We start from the raw sequence: 19,420 nt of genomic DNA, 5'->3' as shown, positions 1-19,420 counted from the left end.
CCTTACGAGAATTTTAACCCTGCGAAAATTTTATAAAGTTTAAGTACATATATTTATATTAGGGACAAATTTGACATCCACCCTAATGACCTTACGCACCCTCTCGTTGCTGTTTTGCCTGCTAATAGCTTCGCCCTTTGTGTTTGCGCAAGTACCTTCGATACAATCGGTTACGCCCTTAAGTGCCAAGCCGGGTACCACCCTGGTGATAAAGGGCACCAATTTCAATACCTTGCCCGCCCACAGTAAAGTTTTTTTTGGCGCCAGCTGGGTACCTGTACTATCGGCAAGCAGCACACAGCTTAACGTTAAAGCACCCTATGGCTCGTATTACGGGCCAATAACCGTTCTCGACTTCGATACACAGTTGTCGGTCACGTCCAATTTTTTCTTCAAAACAACTTTTGCCGGCCCAGCCAAAATACAGGCTTCAGATTATGATGCCCCCTACACCCGCAGCACAGGCAGCTCACCAAGCATGCTGCTGGTGCAGGACTTCTATCAACGCGGCAACCCCGACCTGGCTACCTTGAACAATGGCGACAACATGATGGCCGAATATCCAAACGAATCTGCCAAAGATGGCGGGGCATTCAATTTCAACGGGGGCAGGCAAACCGCTACAGGCAAAAACCCGCAAGGCATGTGCCTGGCCGATATCAATGGTGAGGGCTCGCGCGAAATCATCGTAACCAACCGTGACGATAACACCTTATCAGTATTATCAGACGGTGCACTCAGCGGCAGCTTTGCTACCGGCCCGCAACCGGGGGCCGTTGCCGCTGCCGATTTCGACGGCGACGGCCGTATTGATATTGCCGTTGCAAATACCGGCGATAACACTATCTCCATACTGCGCAATGCCGGCAATTCCTATTACACCGACCCCAGTCATGACTTACTGGCGAAGATAGACCTCCCCGCAGGCCTCAACCCGCAGAGCATTACCGCTACAGACTTAGATGGCGATGGCAAGCCCGAACTCATCATAGCTAACACCGGCGATAACAGCATTTGGGTTTACCCAAATATTGCCGTAGCGGGCAACATCTCGTCAGCATCGTTCGGCCCCAAAATAGTATTTGCCACCGGTAACGCCCCCATACAGGTGGTTACCGGCGACATTGATGGCGATGGCAAGCCCGATTTGCTGGTGGTAAACAGCGGCGCGACCAACATATCCGTGCTCCGCAATACATCGGCGGGCAGCGTATCCTTTGCTGCAAAGTCCGATTTGCCTACGCCGCTGATACCCCTGCACCTCTCCCTGGGCGACCTTGATGGCGACGGCCGCGTTGATGCGGCCATCAGCTGGGCCAACAGCACAAAGCTTTCTTTGTTCCGCAATACCTCCACGCCTGGCACGTTCAACTTCGATGCCAACGTCGACCTGGAAACGGGCAGCCTGGTGCGCTTCTCGGCCATTGCCGACCTGAATAAAGACGGTGTAACCGATGTGATAGCGGGCAGCACGGCAGCCAATACGCTATACATCTTCCGCAATCATTTGATTACGCCGCCGCCGGTAATTACCTCGTTCAGTCCGCAGCAGGGCCCAAACGGCGCTACGGTCATCATTAAGGGTACGGACCTCACGGGCGCTACGGCAGTGAGCTTCGGCGGCGTACCGGCGGCAAGCTTTACCGTGAACTCGCCTACGCAAATAACCGCCATTGTTGGCCTCGGCGCCACTGGTAAGGTAAGCGTTACCAACCCCAGGGGCACCACGGAATTGCCGGGCTTTACATTTGAAGGCAAACCAGCCTTTACTTACGCTGGTCCGCAGGTGTATAAAAAAGGCGTTGCCATAGCAACCCTTGCCCCGCAGCATACCGGCGGTGCGGCAAGCGATTATACACTTACAGCGCAGGATTTTGTAGGCGGTGTTGCTGGCCTTAAAGACGGCACCGGCGCCCTGGCGGAGTTTAACGGCCCCGTAGGTATGGTAATAGACAAAAACGGAAATTTTTACGTGGCAGATAAACTTAATGCCCGCATACGTAAAATAACACCCGCAGGAGTGGTAACTACTTTTGCCGGCAACGACCCCTCAGCTACATTCGCTGAACCCACCGGGCTGGCCATAGATGCCGCGGGCAACATATACGTAGCCGATGCCCTGAATAACAAAATACGCAAAATTACTCCTGCAGGCGAGGTAAGCACCCTGGCCGGCAGCGGGCAACAGGGCAGCGCTGATGGACCAGCATTGACTGCTACTTTTAATTACCCAACAGGGGTGGCGGTGGATGCCACAGGCACCCTATTCGTGGCCGATTGCAATAACAACGTTATCCGCAAGATTACGCCCGATGGCATGGTTTCCCGTTATAGCGGTACGCTGAACAACCCGGGAGATTTTGACGGTGACATCAATCAGGCTGGGTATTCGAAACCTTACACCCTCACAATCGATAAGAAAGGCAATATGTACGTTATGGAAAGGGCATCAGGTGCCTTGAGGATTATTAACCCGCAGCAAAACATCACCACGCTTACCAATTTTAGCGGTATGAGCTGCGTAGCAGTAGACGCTGATGACAACATATACGCAAGCACAGGACAGGAAATAATAAAAATAAACTCTTCGGGAAAATTGACCGTAGAATCAACTTCGTTCGGTGGCGATGGTATGGTAACGGCGCCAGATGGCAGCATTTATATCTGCGGAGGCAACTCCATTAAAAAACTGGTTTATTCACCTGCATATACAATTACCCCTGCCCTGCCCGCCGGCCTCAGTATGGACATCGGGACAGGTACCATCACAGGCATACCCACAGTAACGTCGCCCCAAACCACCTATAAAATAACGGCCGGGAATGCCAGCGGCACGGCTACGGCCAATGTTACACTATCGGTAACAGAAACCAACCCGCAGCCGCCCGTCATCACCTCCTTTACGCCCACTAATGGCCCACTGGGTACCACCGTTACCATCACCGGCACGGGGTTCAGCGCAACCGCCGCCAATAACATCGTTTACTTCGGCGCAACTAAAGGCATGGTGGCAGGCGGCAGCACCAAAGAGCTTTTAGTAATAGTACCTGCTGGGGCAACCTACAGCGTGCTAACAGTACTCAATACCGAAACCGAGCTTACGGCTTACGCCACCAGGCCCTTCACGGTTACCTTCCCATCTACCCACAAAATAGAGGCCGACGATTTTGAAGCTAAGGTGGAATTCAGGGCGAGCACTAACCTGCAAACCCTCGCCATTACCGATCTGGATGGCGACGGCAAACCCGATATGGTAGTAACCGATTGGACCGACAAAACCGTATCGGCCTACCGCAACACCACTAATAACGACGGAATCAATACGCAATCTTTCGCGCAGCCGGTGCTGTTTGATACCGGTTTAGACCCCTGGCAGGTTACCGCCGGCGACCTCGATGGCGATGGCAAACCCGACCTTGTAGTGGCAAACTACGGCACCAACTATATTTCGGTTTACCGCAATACATCTACAAAAGGAAATATCTCGTTTGCGCCCAGGGTAGATATCTACAGCGGCGTTAACCCGGTTACCGTGGCCATAGGCGATTTAGATGCTGATGGAAAACCCGAGATTGTAGTGGGCAACTCTATCAGCAAAACCATTTCAGTTTTCAAGAATTTCACGCCAACCGGTAATATCAGCGCCGAATCATTTGTGCGGGAGATGGATATACCAGCCGGGCCACAACCTTCGGATATACAGCTGGCGGATATGGATGGTGATGGCAAGCCCGATATCGTTTACAGCAACGCCAACACCGGCGGCTTCAACGTATTGCGCAGCAAAGCGGTAAAAGGCAGCCTGTCGGCCGATTCGTTTTACCCCCGGGTGAATTTCCCGGGCGTATCGCAATCGCAGAACCTTACCATAGGCGACCTGGACGGCGACAACAAGCCCGATGTAGTGGTAACCAACCAGTTCAACGGTTCGATATCCATCTACCGTAACATCAGCACCTCCGGCGGCATCAACGCGGGCTCTATAGCCGCTCCGGTCAATATCCAGCTGCCATTTCCGCAGGATGTGGAGATGGGCGATATAGATGGCGACGGCAAGCCCGATTTGGTTATCGCCAACTCCGGGCGAAAATCCATATCGGTGCTGCGCAATAATACCTCGGCGCAAGGGATAGACGCAAACTCTTTTATGCCAGAAGTAAACCTAAAAACTTCCAACGTTTATGATGCCGCCATTGCCGATTTGGATGGGGACGGTAAGCCCGAGGTGATAGGCTCTACCGATGGTAGCATCACGGTGTTCCGTTACGAGCCGCACGAGGTAATTACCGCACCACTGGCCTTTGGCCCTATACCGCCCAAAACGCTCTGCTCGCCAGATTTCGACCCCGGGGCTACCAGCAGCGCACCCATCACCTACACCAGCGATAACCCCGCCGTGGCAACTATCGTGAGCGGGAAGGTGCACATCGTGGACGTGGGTACAGCCACCATAACCGCGAACGACGGCTGCACCACGCAGCAGCAAACCTTAACAGTGACCAATATAGGCGCAACGCCTACGGTGTCTATCAGTTCCAACCCATCAACCGCCTGCGACGGCATGGATGTTACGTTCAACGCAACCGCGCAAAATGCAGGCCTTAGTCCTACCTACCAATGGGCTCTAAATGGCGCAGCAGCTGGCACCAGCATAGCTACATTTTCCGTTACCGGCATGAAAAGTACCGATGTAGTTACCTGCTCGGTTACCAACAACGATGGCTGCGTACCCACAACATCGGGGCCGGTTAGGGGCAACATAGATGTTTCCATCAATAGCTCGGTGAGCTTGACTATCGCCTCATCGCAACAGGGGCCAACATGCCCGGGCACAACCGTTATCTTTACAGCAACACCGGCTTACTCGCCCTCGGCGGCTAATTTCGACACGGGCGACACCCGGTACCAATGGTTTGTAAACGGTATCGCCACCGGCAACAACAGCCCGCAATTGATTACAAGGGATTTGAAGGATGGCGATTACGTGTATTGCAACATAGCGGTGGGCGGCAAGTGTATCATCGGCCCTACGGCAGCATCTAATGTAATAACAGCTGCTATAAGCCCGGCAGCCCAGTGCCGCACGGATATCCCCAACACCTTTACCCCCAACGGCGATGGTATTAACGATACCTGGCGGCTTGATAACCTATACAATGCATCTACCTCGTTCTCGGTAACTATTTATAACCGCTATGGGGCACAGCTGTTCTACGCTGCAACATACGCCAAACCCTGGGATGGCACCTACAAAGGCAAGCCGGTATCGGTAGGCGTTTACTATTATGTAATCCTTTTGAAGGATACCGGGAAGACCCTATCGGGCTGGGTGAGCGTTATCCGGTAAGGGGCGTTAACGGCAGATATTATTCGGCAGGAAATCAAACCAGTTTCCTCACGGTAGTTTCGGGCGTAATGGTGCTGCCATCAAGCCCGGTAAGCAGGTTTAGTCCGGGCGTTTTGCCCACCTCTATACTGCCCTTGGTGTTATCTATTCCCATAAATTTAGCGCCATTAATGGTGCCCCATTCCAGCAGGGTATCCAGGCTAAGGGAGGGCAAATGCTGCTGCAGGGTACGCATCTCGCTCAGGATGCAGAGTTTATTATTAGAAGCAAGGCTATCGGTACCGAGGGTGATATTCAGTCCCTGGTTCACGAACAGCTCTACCTTGGGCAGGCGTTTCTCAATGTACAGGTTAGCATTGGGGCAAAAGCACCAGTTAATATTGCGATCGAAGCGTTTGATGAAGTAGATGTCCTTAAGGTTAGTACAGGTGTTGTGCACCATCAGTATTTTTTGCCGGTTGGTAAGCAGCGGAATAATCGATTGCAGCGAATTACGCGCCTGCGGGCGGAAATAATTGATATCGATGCCTAAATGCTGGTACAAATCAACAAAGCCGCCTAATTTATATCGGTAAAACTTATTCTCGTCTTCGCACTCCTGGTTATGTATGCTTAGAAGATTGTTGCCGGTATCGCTGTAGCGTTTGATCAGCTTGAACAAATCTTTAGATACCGAATATGGCGCATGCGCCGTAACTGATACCGATTGCGGCCTAAATTCATCCGCCAGCGCCAGGGCGTTGGCAAAAATAACTTCGGCACGTTCGGGTAAGAAACCGAACACTTCTACAAAGGTGTGGTAGTATAATTTGCTTTGGGCTTTTAAGCCTATGGTAAAATTACTGTTGCTGATATCGGCAACCGCTACGATGCCATTTTCCTGCATTTCTGCGTCAGCCTTTTCTGCGGCAGCAGTAATTTCTCCTTTATCGGCATGCCGCACGGCTTGTACGCTTTTTATGAAATCTACCAGGCCGTTGCCCGGCGCGATTTTATCCTTTAAGTGCGAAAGTTCGGTATGGCAATGGGTGTTAATAAACCCGGGGACAATTATACCGTTGAGTCTTTCAACAGGAATATTTTGAAAATCAGCTTGTTGACCATCGGCGATAGCAATTATCTTTCCGGCATCGTCAACGGTTACTATTCCATTTTTTATTGGATCGGCTTGGACGGGGTAAATGTAATCGGCTCTAAAACTTTTCATTAAAGTAAAAATGGCATCTTCTAAAAAATTTAAACCCAATCCAATTTAGTAAAATACAATTAACTTTTAGTTATTGTTTTTATGCTACAAAAGAATGACTTTAAAAAAGCGTCGGAATTTTTAAAAATAAGTACTTTTGCAACGTGAACTCAAAAAAAGATAAAATAGACATCCGCAGCTTAAGCCCCGAGGCTCTGCAACAGCACTTTATCCAAATGGATGAAAAGGCGTTCAGAGCTAAACAGGTGTACGAATGGCTATGGAAAAAATCATCCATATCTTTTGATGACATGAGCAATATTTCAAAAGAACTACGCGCTAAACTGGAAGAGAAATTTATTATCAATAACGTTAAAATAAACACCTCGCAGGTTAGTGCTGATAAAACTATAAAAAATTCTTTTATTTTACACGATACTCACTTAATTGAGGGTGTTTTAATACCAACTTCTGAGCGGATGACTGCTTGCGTATCGTCGCAAGTGGGCTGCAGCTTAACCTGCAAATTCTGTGCAACCGGGTATATGGAGCGCAAACGCAACCTTAACCCCGACGAAATATACGACCAGGTGGTGCTGATAGATAAGCAAGCGCGCGAAAATTACGGCATTCCGCTATCAAACGTGGTTTATATGGGCATGGGCGAGCCTTTGCTCAATTATGCCAATGTGCTTAAATCGATAGAAAAGCTTACCGCGCCCGATGGGTTGAATATGGCTGCGCGTCGCATTACCGTATCTACAGCCGGTATCGCCAAAATGATACGCAAGCTTGGCGACGATGAGGTGAAATTTAAACTGGCGCTTTCGCTGCACGCCGCTAATGATGAAAAGCGCAACGCCATTATGCCCATAAACGAGCAAAACTCGTTAAAGGCCCTGGCCGATGCCTTGAAATATTACTTTGCCAAAACCAAAAACCCGGTAACTTACGAATACATCATTTTCGATGGTGTAAACGATGGCATACAGGATGCCAAAGAGCTTGCCGCGTTTTGCAAGCACGTGCCCTGCAAGGTAAACATCATCGAGTATAACCCTATCGCCTTTGCCAGCTACATCAACGCCGGAGAAGATAAAGTAGCTGCCTTTGCCGAATACCTCCACAGCCAGGGCGTTAACACTTACCTACGCCGCAGCCGCGGAAAGGACATTGATGCCGCCTGCGGGCAATTGGCTATTAAAGAGAAGGATAAGGCAGTAGCTGTAGAGGCGTAAAGCTTTGAATTGATTTTTGCTTTGATTATATTTGATTTATCATGCAAACAACATATCGTTTAAAAGCAAAAGAATTAAGCATTGAGTTTTTAAACTCGCTTAAAGCTGCATTTACAGGACAAGAAGTTGAAATCACGGTAAAGTCCGTTTCGCCTAATGATACTACACCCGAAAGAGACGTTGCCAAACTTCTTCAAATGTTTGAAGAAAGAGGTAAAAACGCCCCGATAATATCTCCTGATATTGATATCAACGCACTTATCAACGAATCTCAATGCCCTGATGTGTAGGTATGGTTTACATTGATACCGACGTACTAATTCATTTTCTTTTCAACCAAACACCCCAGTTGCACGCCCGTGTCACTGCTTTATTAAGCCAGCTTATCGTTAACAATAACCTTGCTATATCCTGGCTTAGTGTACAGGAAGCTGCATTTGTGTTAGCAAAGCTAGGGCAACAGCCCCCCTTGATTGTGTCCGATGTGAATCTCTTGATAACATTACACCCTTATCAATACGGCATGGCTGAATTCACTAGAGCAACGGATTTAGCGAAAATCATCGGTTTCAAAAGCTTTAATGATTGCCTCCATGTGGCAATAGCAGAAAACCATTGCACCGACTTGTACACTTGCAATGTTAAAGATTTTAAACGCCTGGAACCATACACAGTATTGAAAATCCATATTGTTCACTAAAGTTTTATTATTGGATTGATGAATGCCCTGCGTACCTACCTGTCAGATTTCGTCTCGCTGATATTCCCCCGGCTGTGCGCGGCCTGCCATGCCAGCCTGGTTTTAGGTGAGGATATGGTTTGTACCGATTGCCTTTACAACCTGCCCTATACCAACTTTCACCAGCAACAGGATAATATAGTAGCACAGCAGTTTTGGGGTAAACTGCCCGTTGAGGCGGCGTATGCTCTTTATTTATTTAACAAAGGCGGCAAGGTACAGCAGATGATGCACCATTTTAAATACGATGGCATGCAGCGCATCGGCAACATATTGGGCAGTATTGCGGGCAGCCAACTTGCAGAGAACGAAATATTTAAAACGGCAGATTATATCATCCCGGTGCCTCTCCACAAAAAACGGCTTAAGGAACGTGGCTACAACCAAAGTGCCTGCTTTGCCGATGGACTGGCCGAAAAACTGAATGCAAGTGTAGAACTGGATAACCTTATTCGCAGGGTAGCCACCAAAACGCAGACACATAAATCGCGGTTTGCCAGGTTTGAGAATATGCAAGAGGTATTTGCCGTTGCCAACCCGGATAAACTGGCAAACAAGCATATCATGCTGGTTGATGATATCGTTACCACCGGCTCAACGCTGGAAGCCTGCGGCATAGAACTGCTTAAAGTGCCTGGATTGAAGCTGAGTATAGCTACTATAGCGTACGCAGTTTGAACCGGGATTGAGCGGATTTTTACGATTTATAGGATTTTGATTTGCGTGCGGCATTCCTCCAAACAAAAAAAGCGACCCGATGGAACGCTTTCTTTGCTTTATGGAGCCAAACTTCATCATTCGAAATTCAGCATTCGAAATTCTTCGGCCTTCTTGTCTCTTGATTCTTACCTCTTTACGCTGAACTACTGTTTCTGATACCTGCTTAATTTCATGTGCAGTGTGGCTGGGTCGAAAGGTTTCAGGATATAATCATTCATGCCCGCGCCTTCTATCTCGCCCATCTGGTTGTTGAGCATAGAAGCGGTAAGGGCAATGATGGGCAAATTCTGGAAATAAGGCTCGGTTTTCGAGCGGATAACTCCGGTGGCTTCCAGGCCGCCCATAATAGGCATGTGGATATCCATCAGTACTACATCAAAGTCCTTGTGCAGTTCCAGCTTATCAATGGCTTCCTGGCCGTTTTCGGCAAAATCTGCCGAAGCGCCCCATTTTTTTAGTACTTTGTTTATTAGCAACCTGTTTATCTGGTTGTCATCTACTACCAGCACATTGATATTTAGCCCTGTTTCCACTTTATTATTGTTATTTTTAGTACGGTCTTCTATCTTCCTAAAGGTTACCGTAAACCAAAATGTAGAGCCCTGCCCCGGTATGCTTTCTACAATTATCCGCGAGTCGTGCAGCTCTATCAAGCGTTTACTGATAGCCAAACCCAGGCCTGTACCGCCATATTCGCGGGTGGTGTTATCCTCGGCCTGCTTAAAAGATTCAAAGATGGTATTTAATTTGTTTTTTGCAATACCAATTCCGGTATCAGATACGGCAAAACGCAGCCTTACGGATTTTTTATGTTCCTCAATTATCTTTAAATCGATAGTTACGCCGCCTGTGGAGGTAAATTTAACGGCATTGCTCACCAGGTTCAGCAAAATCTGCACCAGCCTGGCCCTGTCGCCAAGTACCACTTCGGGTATGGCATCTTCTACTTCGCTCTTCAGATAAATACCTTTTTCCAGCGCTTTGTATTGCATAGAAGCCGTTATGCCCTGTATCATATCCCGTATATCTACCCGGGCATTCTCCAGCACCACGTTACCTGTTTCTATCTTGGTAAAATCAAGCACGTCGTTTATCAGCGTCATCAGGTTCTCTGCCGAGAACTTGAGGATGTTGAGGTTCTCCTTTTGCGAATCGAGCGGGTTATCATCCAGCAACAAATGGCTCATGCCTATCACGGCATTAAGCGGCGTACGTATCTCGTGGCTCATTACGCCAATAAACATATCTTTGGCGCGGCTAAGCTGCAGGGCTTCCTCTTTGGCGGCTATCAGCTCCTGCTCGGCTTTCTTTTTGGCAGTGATATCAATGATTACCTCAATGTACTTATCAACCTTGCCTGCATTATCGGTAATAACCGAATTGATGACCGATATCCACACCGGCACACCATCTTTACGGTAAATGAGCAGATCAACCTCGAAAGATTGCTTCTTTTCTGATAGTTCGCGCGCCTTGGTAATGATGGATACATCGGTAAGCTCGCCTTTAAGCGAATCGCCCAGGTGTTTATCTTTCACATCATGCAAAGCATAGCCGGTAATGTGCTCAAAAGCATCATTCACCCACTCTACCTTGCCCTCGCTGTTGTTAATGACTACGCCGCTGGTAGTTTTGCTGGCAACAAGTGATAGCAAGGTGAGCTGTTCTTCGGCCTTTTTGCGGCTGCTGATGTCTACCATTACGCCTATCTGCCGCTCCACGTTGCCAGCCTCGTTAAACAGCGGGCTGTTTGATATGAACACCCACACGGGCGTGCCGTCTTTTTTATATATTTTTATTTCAATCTCGTAAGGTTCGTTTGCTTTTACCTTTTGTACCGCCCCTTTAAAAACCTCCATATCGGTTTCCGCGCCAACCAGTTTGGTGCCAATAGTTTGCCCTTTTAATTCCTCCAGGGTGTACCCTATTATCTTCTCCATGGATTCATTCATCCACACTATCCGGCTTTCGTTATCGCGTATCATGATACCACTTGGCGATTTACGTGCCGCGAACGACAGTATCTCCACGTCCTGCTCGGCGCGTTTGCGCATGGTTATATCGATGATGATGCGGATGGATTTCTCTATCGTACCGTCTGCAGCGTAGATGATAGAGTTGGTCACCGAAATCCAGATGGGCTTCCCCTCCTTAGTAAACATGGAGAGTTCTACTTCATACGATCTTTTATTTTCTATCGCGTCCAGTAATTCGTTCTCGGCAGCGTCGTCTTTAGGCTTGCCTTTTAAAACCTGCCCCAGAAATTTCCCGTCAACATCGCCCGTATTGTAACCGGTTATGTGCTCAAAAGCGGCGTTGGTCCATATCACGCAATCGTGAGCATCGCTTATCACTACGCCGTTCTTTATTTTGCTGGCCACCAGCGATAGCTGCTGGGTTTCATTCATCAACTTTTTCTGCAGGGTCATATCGCGGCCGCTGCAATACCATTTGCCGGCTTTGTGTACAGCAGTCCAGCTAATCCATTTGAGTTCGCCGCTACGGGTAACCGTTTGAGTTTCTATTTCAAAGGGTTTCTGGGTTGCCAGGGCTTTTTCTATCACCGGAACATATTGCTCCCGGTTTTGTCCGGCCACAAAACTCCATAGCGATCGGCCCGTTGCCTCCTCCTGGCTGTAGCCCAAAATATCAAAAATGCAGTTGTTGATCAGTTCGATGTTAGAATCGGCACCGGCAATCAGGTGTATCTCTGATGAATTATTAAAAAGCGTATAAAAATCTTTGTGTACCTGCAGGCTCTTTTCCAGTTCTTTCTTTTGCTTACGCAGCACCAGGTGACTTATTACCTCGCTGGCCAGGACTTTAAGGGCATCCTGCTGTTCTTCGGTTATCTCTCGTGCACGCTTATCCAGCACGCATAGGGTACCAATTCGGTAGCCGTCGGGGTCTATGAGCGGGGCGCTGGCATAAAACCGCAGCCCAAATTCACCTGTAACCATATCATGGTCGCGGTAGGGCTCTTCTTTGGTAAGGTCGGGAATGGCAATCAACTCGCCCTGCTTATAGGTATGCCGGCAAAAAGTATCCTCAAGGGGTACCCCTGCAATATCCAGCCCAATGGCCGACTTCATCCATTGGCGGGAGTCGTCTATAAAAGAAATAAAGGCAATAGGTACCTGGCATATATAGGAAGCCAGGCGGGTAATAGCATCATACTCCTTCTCGGGCAGCGTATCTAAGATATTATAAGAATGCAGGGCTGCTAAGCGTCTGTCTTCCAGCTCCGAAGGGGTATGATGCTGTACGTCCATTTGTTAGCCCAGGTGTTTATCCCGGTATAGGGGATGCTCTTCCATTAGCTTGTGCACCCTTTTACGTACCTTCTTCAAAACAGTTTCGTTTTCAGGGTCGGTTAATACCAAATCTATCAGTTCCACAATGGTATCCATGTGTTTCTCTTTCAATCCACGGGTAGTGATAGCCGCAGTACCCACACGAATGCCCGATGTTACGAACGGCGATTTATCATCGTAAGGCACCATGTTTTTGTTGGCCGTGATATCGGCACTTACCAGCGCTTTTTCGGCAGCTTTGCCGCTGATATTCTTATTGCGCAGGTCAATCAGCATCAGGTGATTATCGGTACCGCCCGAGATGATATCATAGCCCCTGTCTACAAACGCTTTGGCCATGGCCGCACCATTCAGTTTCACCTGCAATATGTATTTCATGTAGCTATCGCTCAATGCCTCGCCGAAGGCGATTGCCTTAGCCGCGATAATATGCTCCAGCGGACCGCCCTGTGTGCCGGGGAAAACAGCCATATCCAACAAGGCCGACATCATGCGTACCTCGCCCTTAGGTGTTTTTAAGCCCCATGGGTTCTCGAAATCTTTACCCAAAAGTATCAGTCCTCCACGCGGACCGCGCAAAGTTTTGTGCGTAGTAGTAGTCACAATATGGCAATGCGGCAGCGGATCGGTAAGCAAACCGCGTGCAATAAGGCCCGCCGGGTGCGAAATATCGGCCAGCACTAATGCGCCAACCTCATCGGCAACGGCGCGGATAAATTCGTAATCCCAATCGCGCGAGTAAGCCGAAGCACCGCAGATGATCAGTTTTGGTTTTTCGCGCAGGGCAACTTCTTTCAGCTGCTCATAGTCTACATAACCGGTATCTTTTTTAACACCATAAAAATGCGGCTCGTATAATTTGCCCGAAAAGTTTACGGCCGAACCATGCGTTAAGTGGCCGCCGTGCGAAAGGTCGAACCCTAATATTTTATCGCCGGGGTTTAAAACAGCCAGCATTACCGCAGCATTGGCCTGCGCACCGCTATGCGGCTGCACGTTTGCCCACTCGGCATTAAACAATTGCTTGGCACGTTCTATGGCTATCGTCTCAATTTCGTCAACCACCTCGCAGCCACCGTAGTAGCGTTTTCCAGGCAAGCCTTCGGCATATTTGTTGGTGGCAACAGAGCCCGCAGCTTCCATTACCTGCTTGCTTACGAAATTTTCTGATGCAATCAGCTCTATACCTTCTTCCTGGCGTTGCTGCTCTTCATCCAGCAATTTAAATATTAATTTATCTCTTTTCATTGTTATGTGTAATGCGCGCTAAGTTAGCTATAAAATTAGAATTGAGATATTTGGATTTGCAATTGAGCTGAAACATTGCCATAAGGCAATTATGTATGGCATATACGCTGCGGGGCGGATATTTAGATGTGAGATACGAGACGGGAGATATGAGATAAAAAGAGGGATGCAAATGCTGCCATTACATGCACGAGCCCACCCCCGTCATGCACCGAGGTACGAAGCCTTCCCACCTCGTCCTTGCGCAAATCCCCCCGTCATTGCGAGGGACGAAGCAATCTCTACGCTGGCAGAGCGATCATACAAGCCGCACTGCACTATCCACCTCAATTACGTTGTGAAGAGCAAAGCCGCTCTGCAAGTCCGCCCTGCTAACCGGGAGATTGCTTCGTCCCTCGCAATGACGCGTTTTTTTACTCCCCTTTCTTACTCTCAACCCGTTTCCTAATCCTGCTTAACGAGGGGTTGGTGATACCCAGGTACGACGAAATATGATATGCCGGTATCCGCTCCACGATATCCGGGTGGGCTTCCAGCAATCGTAGGTAACGCTGCTCGTGCGAGAAAAAGATGAATTCTTCTGTGCGGGTTTGGGCAAGCTTGAAAAAAGATTCGGCCAGTAACCTGCCGAATTTCCCCCAGTTGGGGTGGCTTTCGTATAGGCTGTTCAGGTCGTGATACGAAATGAAAAAAATCTCCGAATCTTCCATCGCCTCGATGAAATACCAACAGGGGCTGCGCGATACGAAGCTTCGGAACGAAACAACAAACTGGTTCTCCGAAAAAAAGAAGATGTTCTTGTCTTCCTTAGTTTCCGGGTCGCGGTAATAAATGCGGAAGATGCCTTTCACAATCAGCCCCAGATCGTTACAAACCATGCTCTGCATGTTGAAGAAATCGCCTTTCAGCATTTTACGGGCTTTCCAAAATGGTTCGCTAACCATAATATCGTTATCGTTCAGGGGAGCAAAATTCCGGAGGTGCTGAAAAATAATATCGTTTTTATCGGCCATTTGATTATAGTATAAGGCAAACAGTCCTCAAATTTAATCAGAATATAACACAACCATTTTCACTTAAGTGAAAATCGCACAGTCGTTTGTCAAGTGTAATCGCAGGGTAATATTCCCCCGGGGGTTTCACTTAAGTGAAAAACGCGCCCGGCAATACTACAGACCTTTGAGCCAACAAAAACAATAAAATCATGACATCGAATCCTTCATTAAATACAGCAACAAACACCCCGGACGTTGAAACTGCTACATCGTTACGCAACCTTTATTTCACCCGTGCCGCCTTTTCGGTGGCCTGGGTTATCCTTGTGGCCCTTTTTGCAAAAACCTCGCCGGGCATCGCCAGCATTTTGCTCATCATTTACCCCGCCTGGGATGTGCTGGGCACCTTCCTCGATATCCGCGCCAATCGTAACAGTGCTTCTAAAATGCCGCAATATGTAAACGCTGCCATCAGCACCATCACTACCATAGCGGTAGCTATTGCTTTACAAAAAGGCGTACCGGAAGCTTTGATTGTTTTCGGAGCCTGGGCCATCGGTACGGGGCTGATACAATTCATCCTGGGCTTACGCCGCCGCAAATCATTAGATGGCCAATGGCCCATGATATTGAGTGGTGGGCAGTCGGTATTGGCGGGCATTTCGTTTATCGTACTGGCGCACGACCCAACAAAGGGCATTGCCAGCCTGGGCGGGTACGCAGCATTCGGCGCCTTTTATTACCTGCTTGCGGCGTTTCGTTTGAACAAGACGGTTAATGCGGTTGCTGCTGAAGCTTAAGGGAATTTTTCGTCGCCGGTGTTGGCTTAGTTGGAGCTAATGCCGGCGGCGTTTTTAAATCTTATCATCGCGACACCCGCAGTCAGGCTTATATATGCGCCAACATATCCATCACTTCTAAAAGAGATATCGCGTACACGCCTTTACCTACCAGGAATTTTTCACCGCCCGGATAAACCACAAAACGATGCGTTGCTTCAATATCTTCGCAACCCAGGTGAAAACCTTTAGACACCGTTGGGGTTAAAGAGCGTTTTATTTCGATAGCAAATTTGTTCGAGTTGTTTTTTTCTACTACCAAATCAATCTCTGCACCAGCCGATGTACGGTAAAACCAGTAGGTTACGCCCTGCGGCAGGCATGATATAATGTTCTCTATTACAAAACCCTCCCAGCTGGCACCAACTACCGGATGGCTCAGCACGTCGTCTAATGTTTTCAGGTTGAGCAGCGCATGCACCAACCCGCTATCGCGAATATAAACTTTGGGTGCTTTCACCAACCGTTTGCCAACGTTGCCAAACCATGGGCGAATTGAACGGATAAGCAATAAGTCTTCCAAAAGTTCGATGTATCGCTTTGTCGTAGGTCCTGTCAAATCGAGGTTCGCCCCAAGTTGGGCAATGTTAAGTTGGCCGCCATGGTTATGGGCCAGCATCGTCCACAGCCTTCTTAGCGTAACCGATGGTATCCTCGGCCCGAATTGAGGCACATCGCGTTCCAGGTAAGTGGTGATGAAATTCAACCGCCAGCGTAAACTGGCATCGTCGCTGTTTGCCAAAAGGCTATCCGGGAAGCCCCCTCGCAACCATAATTGGTGTTGCGGGATGGTTGTTGCTAATAGCTCTTTTACGTTTATCCCGGAAAGGTTTATATAGGCAATGCGCCCGGCCAGCGTTTCAGATTGCTTTAAAAGTTCGAGCGATGCAGAACCTAATATCACAAATTGGGCCTTTTTAAAACCTTCCTTTCGTCGCCTGTCGATTACGCCCCGCAATATCCCGAACAATTCGGGCACCCGCTGTACTTCGTCCAATATAATCAACTTGCCCTTATGCCGTTCAAAATAATCTTCCGGCTCGCTTAATTTGGCCAGGTCGGCCGGGCTCTCTAAGTCCAGATAGATGGATGAATCAAAATTAAGCGCAATATGCCCCGCTAAGGTTGTTTTACCGATTTGGCGCGGGCCCAATAGACCCACCGCAGGAAACTCCTGCATCAATAGTGCTACTTCTTCTGCTGCCAATCTTGCTATCATCCTTGCAATTATAACATTAAATATTCGATTTGCAAGGAAGAATTTTCAGCCGGTAGGGAGGCTTTTAGGTTTTGAATCCCCTCTTAAGAAGGGAATCGCACAAGTCCTGGCTCCCATTAATTTAAACGCGATTTCGCCGGGTTCAGGTGGAGTTACTAAAGGGTTTCCCTTTTTTCAATATAAGTAGCGGGGATTTCGCTTGGTCTTGCCTGCATTCCACGCCGCTGGCGGAAACAGTCCGAAAGAATCTTCAATCATTTTTTTTAATATTTCAGGCGCGCCAATACTAAAAATATTAGCTTTTCATTTATCTTTGAAAAAAAGTTTTGAATGATGCAGCAGCTCAAGTCAAAAATATTCTTGCGGGATGAGGCGAAAGCCTGGCTTAACCGGCACAACGGTGCCAGTGAGGTAATCAGGGTAGTGCCGTCTTATGCACCTGTTGGGCACCAGTGTTACGAACTCTATACCGCTTATGATCAAACCGGCGAAAACCTGGGCAGGGTTTTATTTGATGCGGATGGTTATTGGATCTACGATGGAGACGACCTGAATGTTATTGAGCAGGAACAGGTAGCGAAATTCATTATCAACTATGTAGAAGTGCTATGAAAAAGAACATTAATTACCGGTTGACCGAAACAGAAAAGCGAACGCTGAAAGCCCAAAAGATCAGCCAAAAGATGTTACAGGATCATGCCCCGGATGAAGTTGCTATACTACTGAACGCATCGCCGCATCGCGCTAAAGAATTACAAGCGCTTGCAGCGTTTCAAAGTATCCCCTCGTTGGGCATCAATTTCGCAGAAGAACTTATCGGCCAGGGGTATTATTCGCTGGCTCAGCTTAAAGGGAAAGACGCGGTAGAACTCTTTGATGCCTTTGAAAAATTTTGTGGTACCTGGGCCGACCCCTGTGTAGAAGATTCCTACAGGCTGCTGATCCATTATATCGAAAACCGGGACGATAGCAAACGCTGGTGGCATTTTACAGCAGAACGTAAGGCCTACCGCGAACAGCATGGCTTCCCTGCCAACCGGCCGCAAACGCCCTGGTACGCGAGTGAAAAATATCCCAAAATGAATGCCCATCAAAGGGATTAGGCTATCAAACAGATCCTTCGCTATCGCTCAGGATGACAAAGGGGAAAGACACAAAGCAAATTTCTAAGCGCGGCCGCATTGCAAGCTGCGCTGCTTGCCTGATATTGCCACGCTATCGTTCGTAATGACAATCGTAATTTAGGGAAGTTCCGCACTGCACGCTCATCTCTAAACCCGATTGGCCCCGATGCGTCGGGGCTTCTACCAGTTGCTTGCACATAAAGCGGGGCAAAACCTTTCCGAAGCATCACAACAGTACCTTTTCAAAAATAATTTATCCCACCTGCCTTGGTGGCTACCTTGCAAACGGGCCAAACGCCAGGACGCTGTTCGGCAGCGGGCCCAATGATATTTTCCGCTCAGCTACGGTCTCCTCTTTTTGATAACTATAACGGTCACATACAAAGCAACTAAAAGCAGCGCAGTTGTATAAAATGCGTTATCCGTATCCGCTGGTATGTTATGCCCGGACGCGTGATACAGCACATATAAAAACCCTACAATAGCTATCAGCGCAATGAGCAGGGATTGAATGATGCTGAGGAAGATTTTCATATTCATAATTTATTTGCCCCCATTAGGCTACCTACCGGTTAAGCTTCACATGGCCGCACATAAACCAACCGCCGCCTACCGCGTATATTCATACAACTCGTAATCATCTGCGCCGCCGCTGGGGTAAACCGTTTTAGACGATAAGGGGTAACCATCGGCATTGTAAATGTAGGTTTTGATGCCTATGCTGGTGCCGGTAGTTTTATCCGCAAAGGTGGAGTTGTTGGGGTTGCCCTTGGCCTCACGCATTAAGCTGATACCGACAAGGTAGCTAAAATGCAGGTTGTAGCCTGCCACACGGGTAAAAGGGTTCTTTTGGGTATCGAAGGTATGGGTGCCAAATGGTGGCCTTTCGTCGCTTAACACATTGCTTTTGGCCATCATGTTCCCCCTGTCATCGTACACGTACCCAAAAGATGAGAGCGAACCGTAAGGCACTACTTTATCCACCCGCTTTTTGCTGTCCAAAAATATGGTGTAGCCGTCGCGTTCACTGGTTACTACTATCCTGTCCTTATAGTAAGTGTATTTGTAATGGATCTCCTGCGACGCTTTCTCTACTACGCCAATTACGCGGTTGCCCACATCGTAAGTGTATTCATATACGTAATTGCCGTTGTTGAAATCGTAGAGGGTGATGCGGTTCTTACTGTCGTATTCAAAGCGTTCTACTATCCGCCAGTTAAATTCGTCGCCGTTAAGCGCTGTTAAGGTACGCTGCGATGTGAGGGTTTTTACCAGCGGGATGCTCACTTCCGGCAGTTCAACTGCCACCGCCTCATCCAAAACCAGGTTTGCATCATCGTCCGGATTAGGCTCGCCATGTTTCCCGCAGGATTGGCATACCACTATCATTGCGGCTAAAAACAAATACTTTAATTTTTTGCTCATGACAAGGCTTTAGGCCTCTAAAATAA

At 48.3% G+C, this 19,420-nt stretch carries 15 protein-coding genes; 8 read left to right on the top strand and 7 right to left on the bottom strand.

The genetic code is table 11. The features are described from left to right. Positions 1-85: 85 nt before the first annotated feature. Positions 86-5,347: an FG-GAP-like repeat-containing protein gene (locus tag AC1DXC_RS23040; RefSeq protein WP_477461525.1), complete on the top strand. Its 5,262-nt coding sequence runs from the start codon at positions 86-88 to the stop codon at positions 5,345-5,347. Positions 5,348-5,381: 34 nt separating this feature from the next. Here AC1DXC_RS23040 and AC1DXC_RS23035 read toward each other — a convergent pair whose 3' ends face one another. After that, positions 5,382-6,554: an amidohydrolase family protein gene (locus AC1DXC_RS23035; RefSeq protein ID WP_477461524.1), complete on the bottom strand. Its 1,173-nt coding sequence runs from the start codon at positions 6,552-6,554 to the stop codon at positions 5,382-5,384. Between the two features lie 143 nt (positions 6,555-6,697). Here AC1DXC_RS23035 and rlmN point away from each other — a divergent pair, with 143 nt between their 5' ends. From rlmN to AC1DXC_RS23015, 4 genes are read left to right on the top strand one after another with little or no spacing between them, the layout of a single operon-like run. Then, complete coding sequence (rlmN, locus tag AC1DXC_RS23030) at positions 6,698-7,771, top strand: dual-specificity RNA methyltransferase RlmN (protein ID WP_477461523.1); 1,074 nt, start codon at positions 6,698-6,700, stop codon at positions 7,769-7,771. A 41-nt stretch (positions 7,772-7,812) separates the two neighbouring features. Then, positions 7,813-8,061, top strand: coding sequence for a hypothetical protein (locus tag AC1DXC_RS23025; RefSeq protein ID WP_477461522.1), 249 nt, complete (start codon positions 7,813-7,815; stop codon positions 8,059-8,061). Positions 8,062-8,063: 2 nt separating this feature from the next. Next, positions 8,064-8,471, top strand: coding sequence for a type II toxin-antitoxin system VapC family toxin (locus AC1DXC_RS23020; RefSeq protein ID WP_477461521.1), 408 nt, complete (start codon positions 8,064-8,066; stop codon positions 8,469-8,471). 18 nt (positions 8,472-8,489) lie between these two features. Then, complete coding sequence (locus AC1DXC_RS23015) at positions 8,490-9,188, top strand: ComF family protein (RefSeq protein ID WP_477461520.1); 699 nt, start codon at positions 8,490-8,492, stop codon at positions 9,186-9,188. Positions 9,189-9,373: 185 nt separating this feature from the next. On the opposite strand, the gene AC1DXC_RS23010 is transcribed toward AC1DXC_RS23015, so the two are convergent. From AC1DXC_RS23010 to AC1DXC_RS23000, 3 genes are all read right to left on the bottom strand, one after another. Continuing rightward, on the bottom strand, positions 9,374-12,502 hold the full coding sequence (locus AC1DXC_RS23010) for a PAS domain S-box protein (RefSeq protein WP_477461519.1): 3,129 nt from the start codon (positions 12,500-12,502) through the stop codon (positions 9,374-9,376). 3 nt (positions 12,503-12,505) lie between these two features. Then, positions 12,506-13,792, bottom strand: coding sequence for a serine hydroxymethyltransferase (locus AC1DXC_RS23005; protein ID WP_477461518.1), 1,287 nt, complete (start codon positions 13,790-13,792; stop codon positions 12,506-12,508). Between the two features lie 413 nt (positions 13,793-14,205). Next, positions 14,206-14,805 carry a Crp/Fnr family transcriptional regulator gene (locus tag AC1DXC_RS23000; protein WP_477461517.1) on the bottom strand — a complete coding sequence of 200 codons (600 nt, stop codon included), beginning with the start codon at positions 14,803-14,805 and terminating at the stop codon, positions 14,206-14,208. A gap of 191 nt (positions 14,806-14,996) precedes the next feature. Between AC1DXC_RS23000 and AC1DXC_RS22995 the strand changes: the two genes are divergently transcribed. After that, a complete protein-coding gene (locus AC1DXC_RS22995; protein WP_477461516.1) occupies positions 14,997-15,587 on the top strand; it encodes a hypothetical protein in 591 nt (196 codons plus the stop codon). An 88-nt stretch (positions 15,588-15,675) separates the two neighbouring features. Here AC1DXC_RS22995 and AC1DXC_RS22990 read toward each other — a convergent pair whose 3' ends face one another. After that, positions 15,676-16,845 (bottom strand): ATP-binding protein, encoded by a 1,170-nt coding sequence (locus AC1DXC_RS22990; protein ID WP_477461515.1) that lies wholly within the window; start codon positions 16,843-16,845, stop codon positions 15,676-15,678. Between the two features lie 330 nt (positions 16,846-17,175). On the opposite strand from AC1DXC_RS22990, the gene AC1DXC_RS22985 reads away from it, so the two are divergent. Both AC1DXC_RS22985 and AC1DXC_RS22980 read left to right on the top strand, forming a co-directional pair. After that, positions 17,176-17,457, top strand: coding sequence for a hypothetical protein (locus AC1DXC_RS22985; protein ID WP_477461514.1), 282 nt, complete (start codon positions 17,176-17,178; stop codon positions 17,455-17,457). Next, complete coding sequence (locus AC1DXC_RS22980) at positions 17,454-17,948, top strand: helix-hairpin-helix domain-containing protein (RefSeq protein WP_477461513.1); 495 nt, start codon at positions 17,454-17,456, stop codon at positions 17,946-17,948. The genes AC1DXC_RS22985 and AC1DXC_RS22980 overlap by 4 nt, the downstream gene beginning before the upstream one ends. A 363-nt stretch (positions 17,949-18,311) precedes the next feature. On the opposite strand, the gene AC1DXC_RS22975 is transcribed toward AC1DXC_RS22980, so the two are convergent. Then, positions 18,312-18,503, bottom strand: coding sequence for a hypothetical protein (locus AC1DXC_RS22975; protein WP_477461512.1), 192 nt, complete (start codon positions 18,501-18,503; stop codon positions 18,312-18,314). Between the two features lie 75 nt (positions 18,504-18,578). Continuing rightward, positions 18,579-19,394: a hypothetical protein gene (locus AC1DXC_RS22970; protein ID WP_477461511.1), complete on the bottom strand. Its 816-nt coding sequence runs from the start codon at positions 19,392-19,394 to the stop codon at positions 18,579-18,581. Positions 19,395-19,420 lie beyond the last annotated feature (26 nt).

The sequence above is a fragment of the Mucilaginibacter sp. P2_D11 genome (assembly GCF_056404435.1).
Note: the sequence above shows the minus strand (reverse complement) of the source record. Positions and strands in the feature narration are given on the sequence as shown.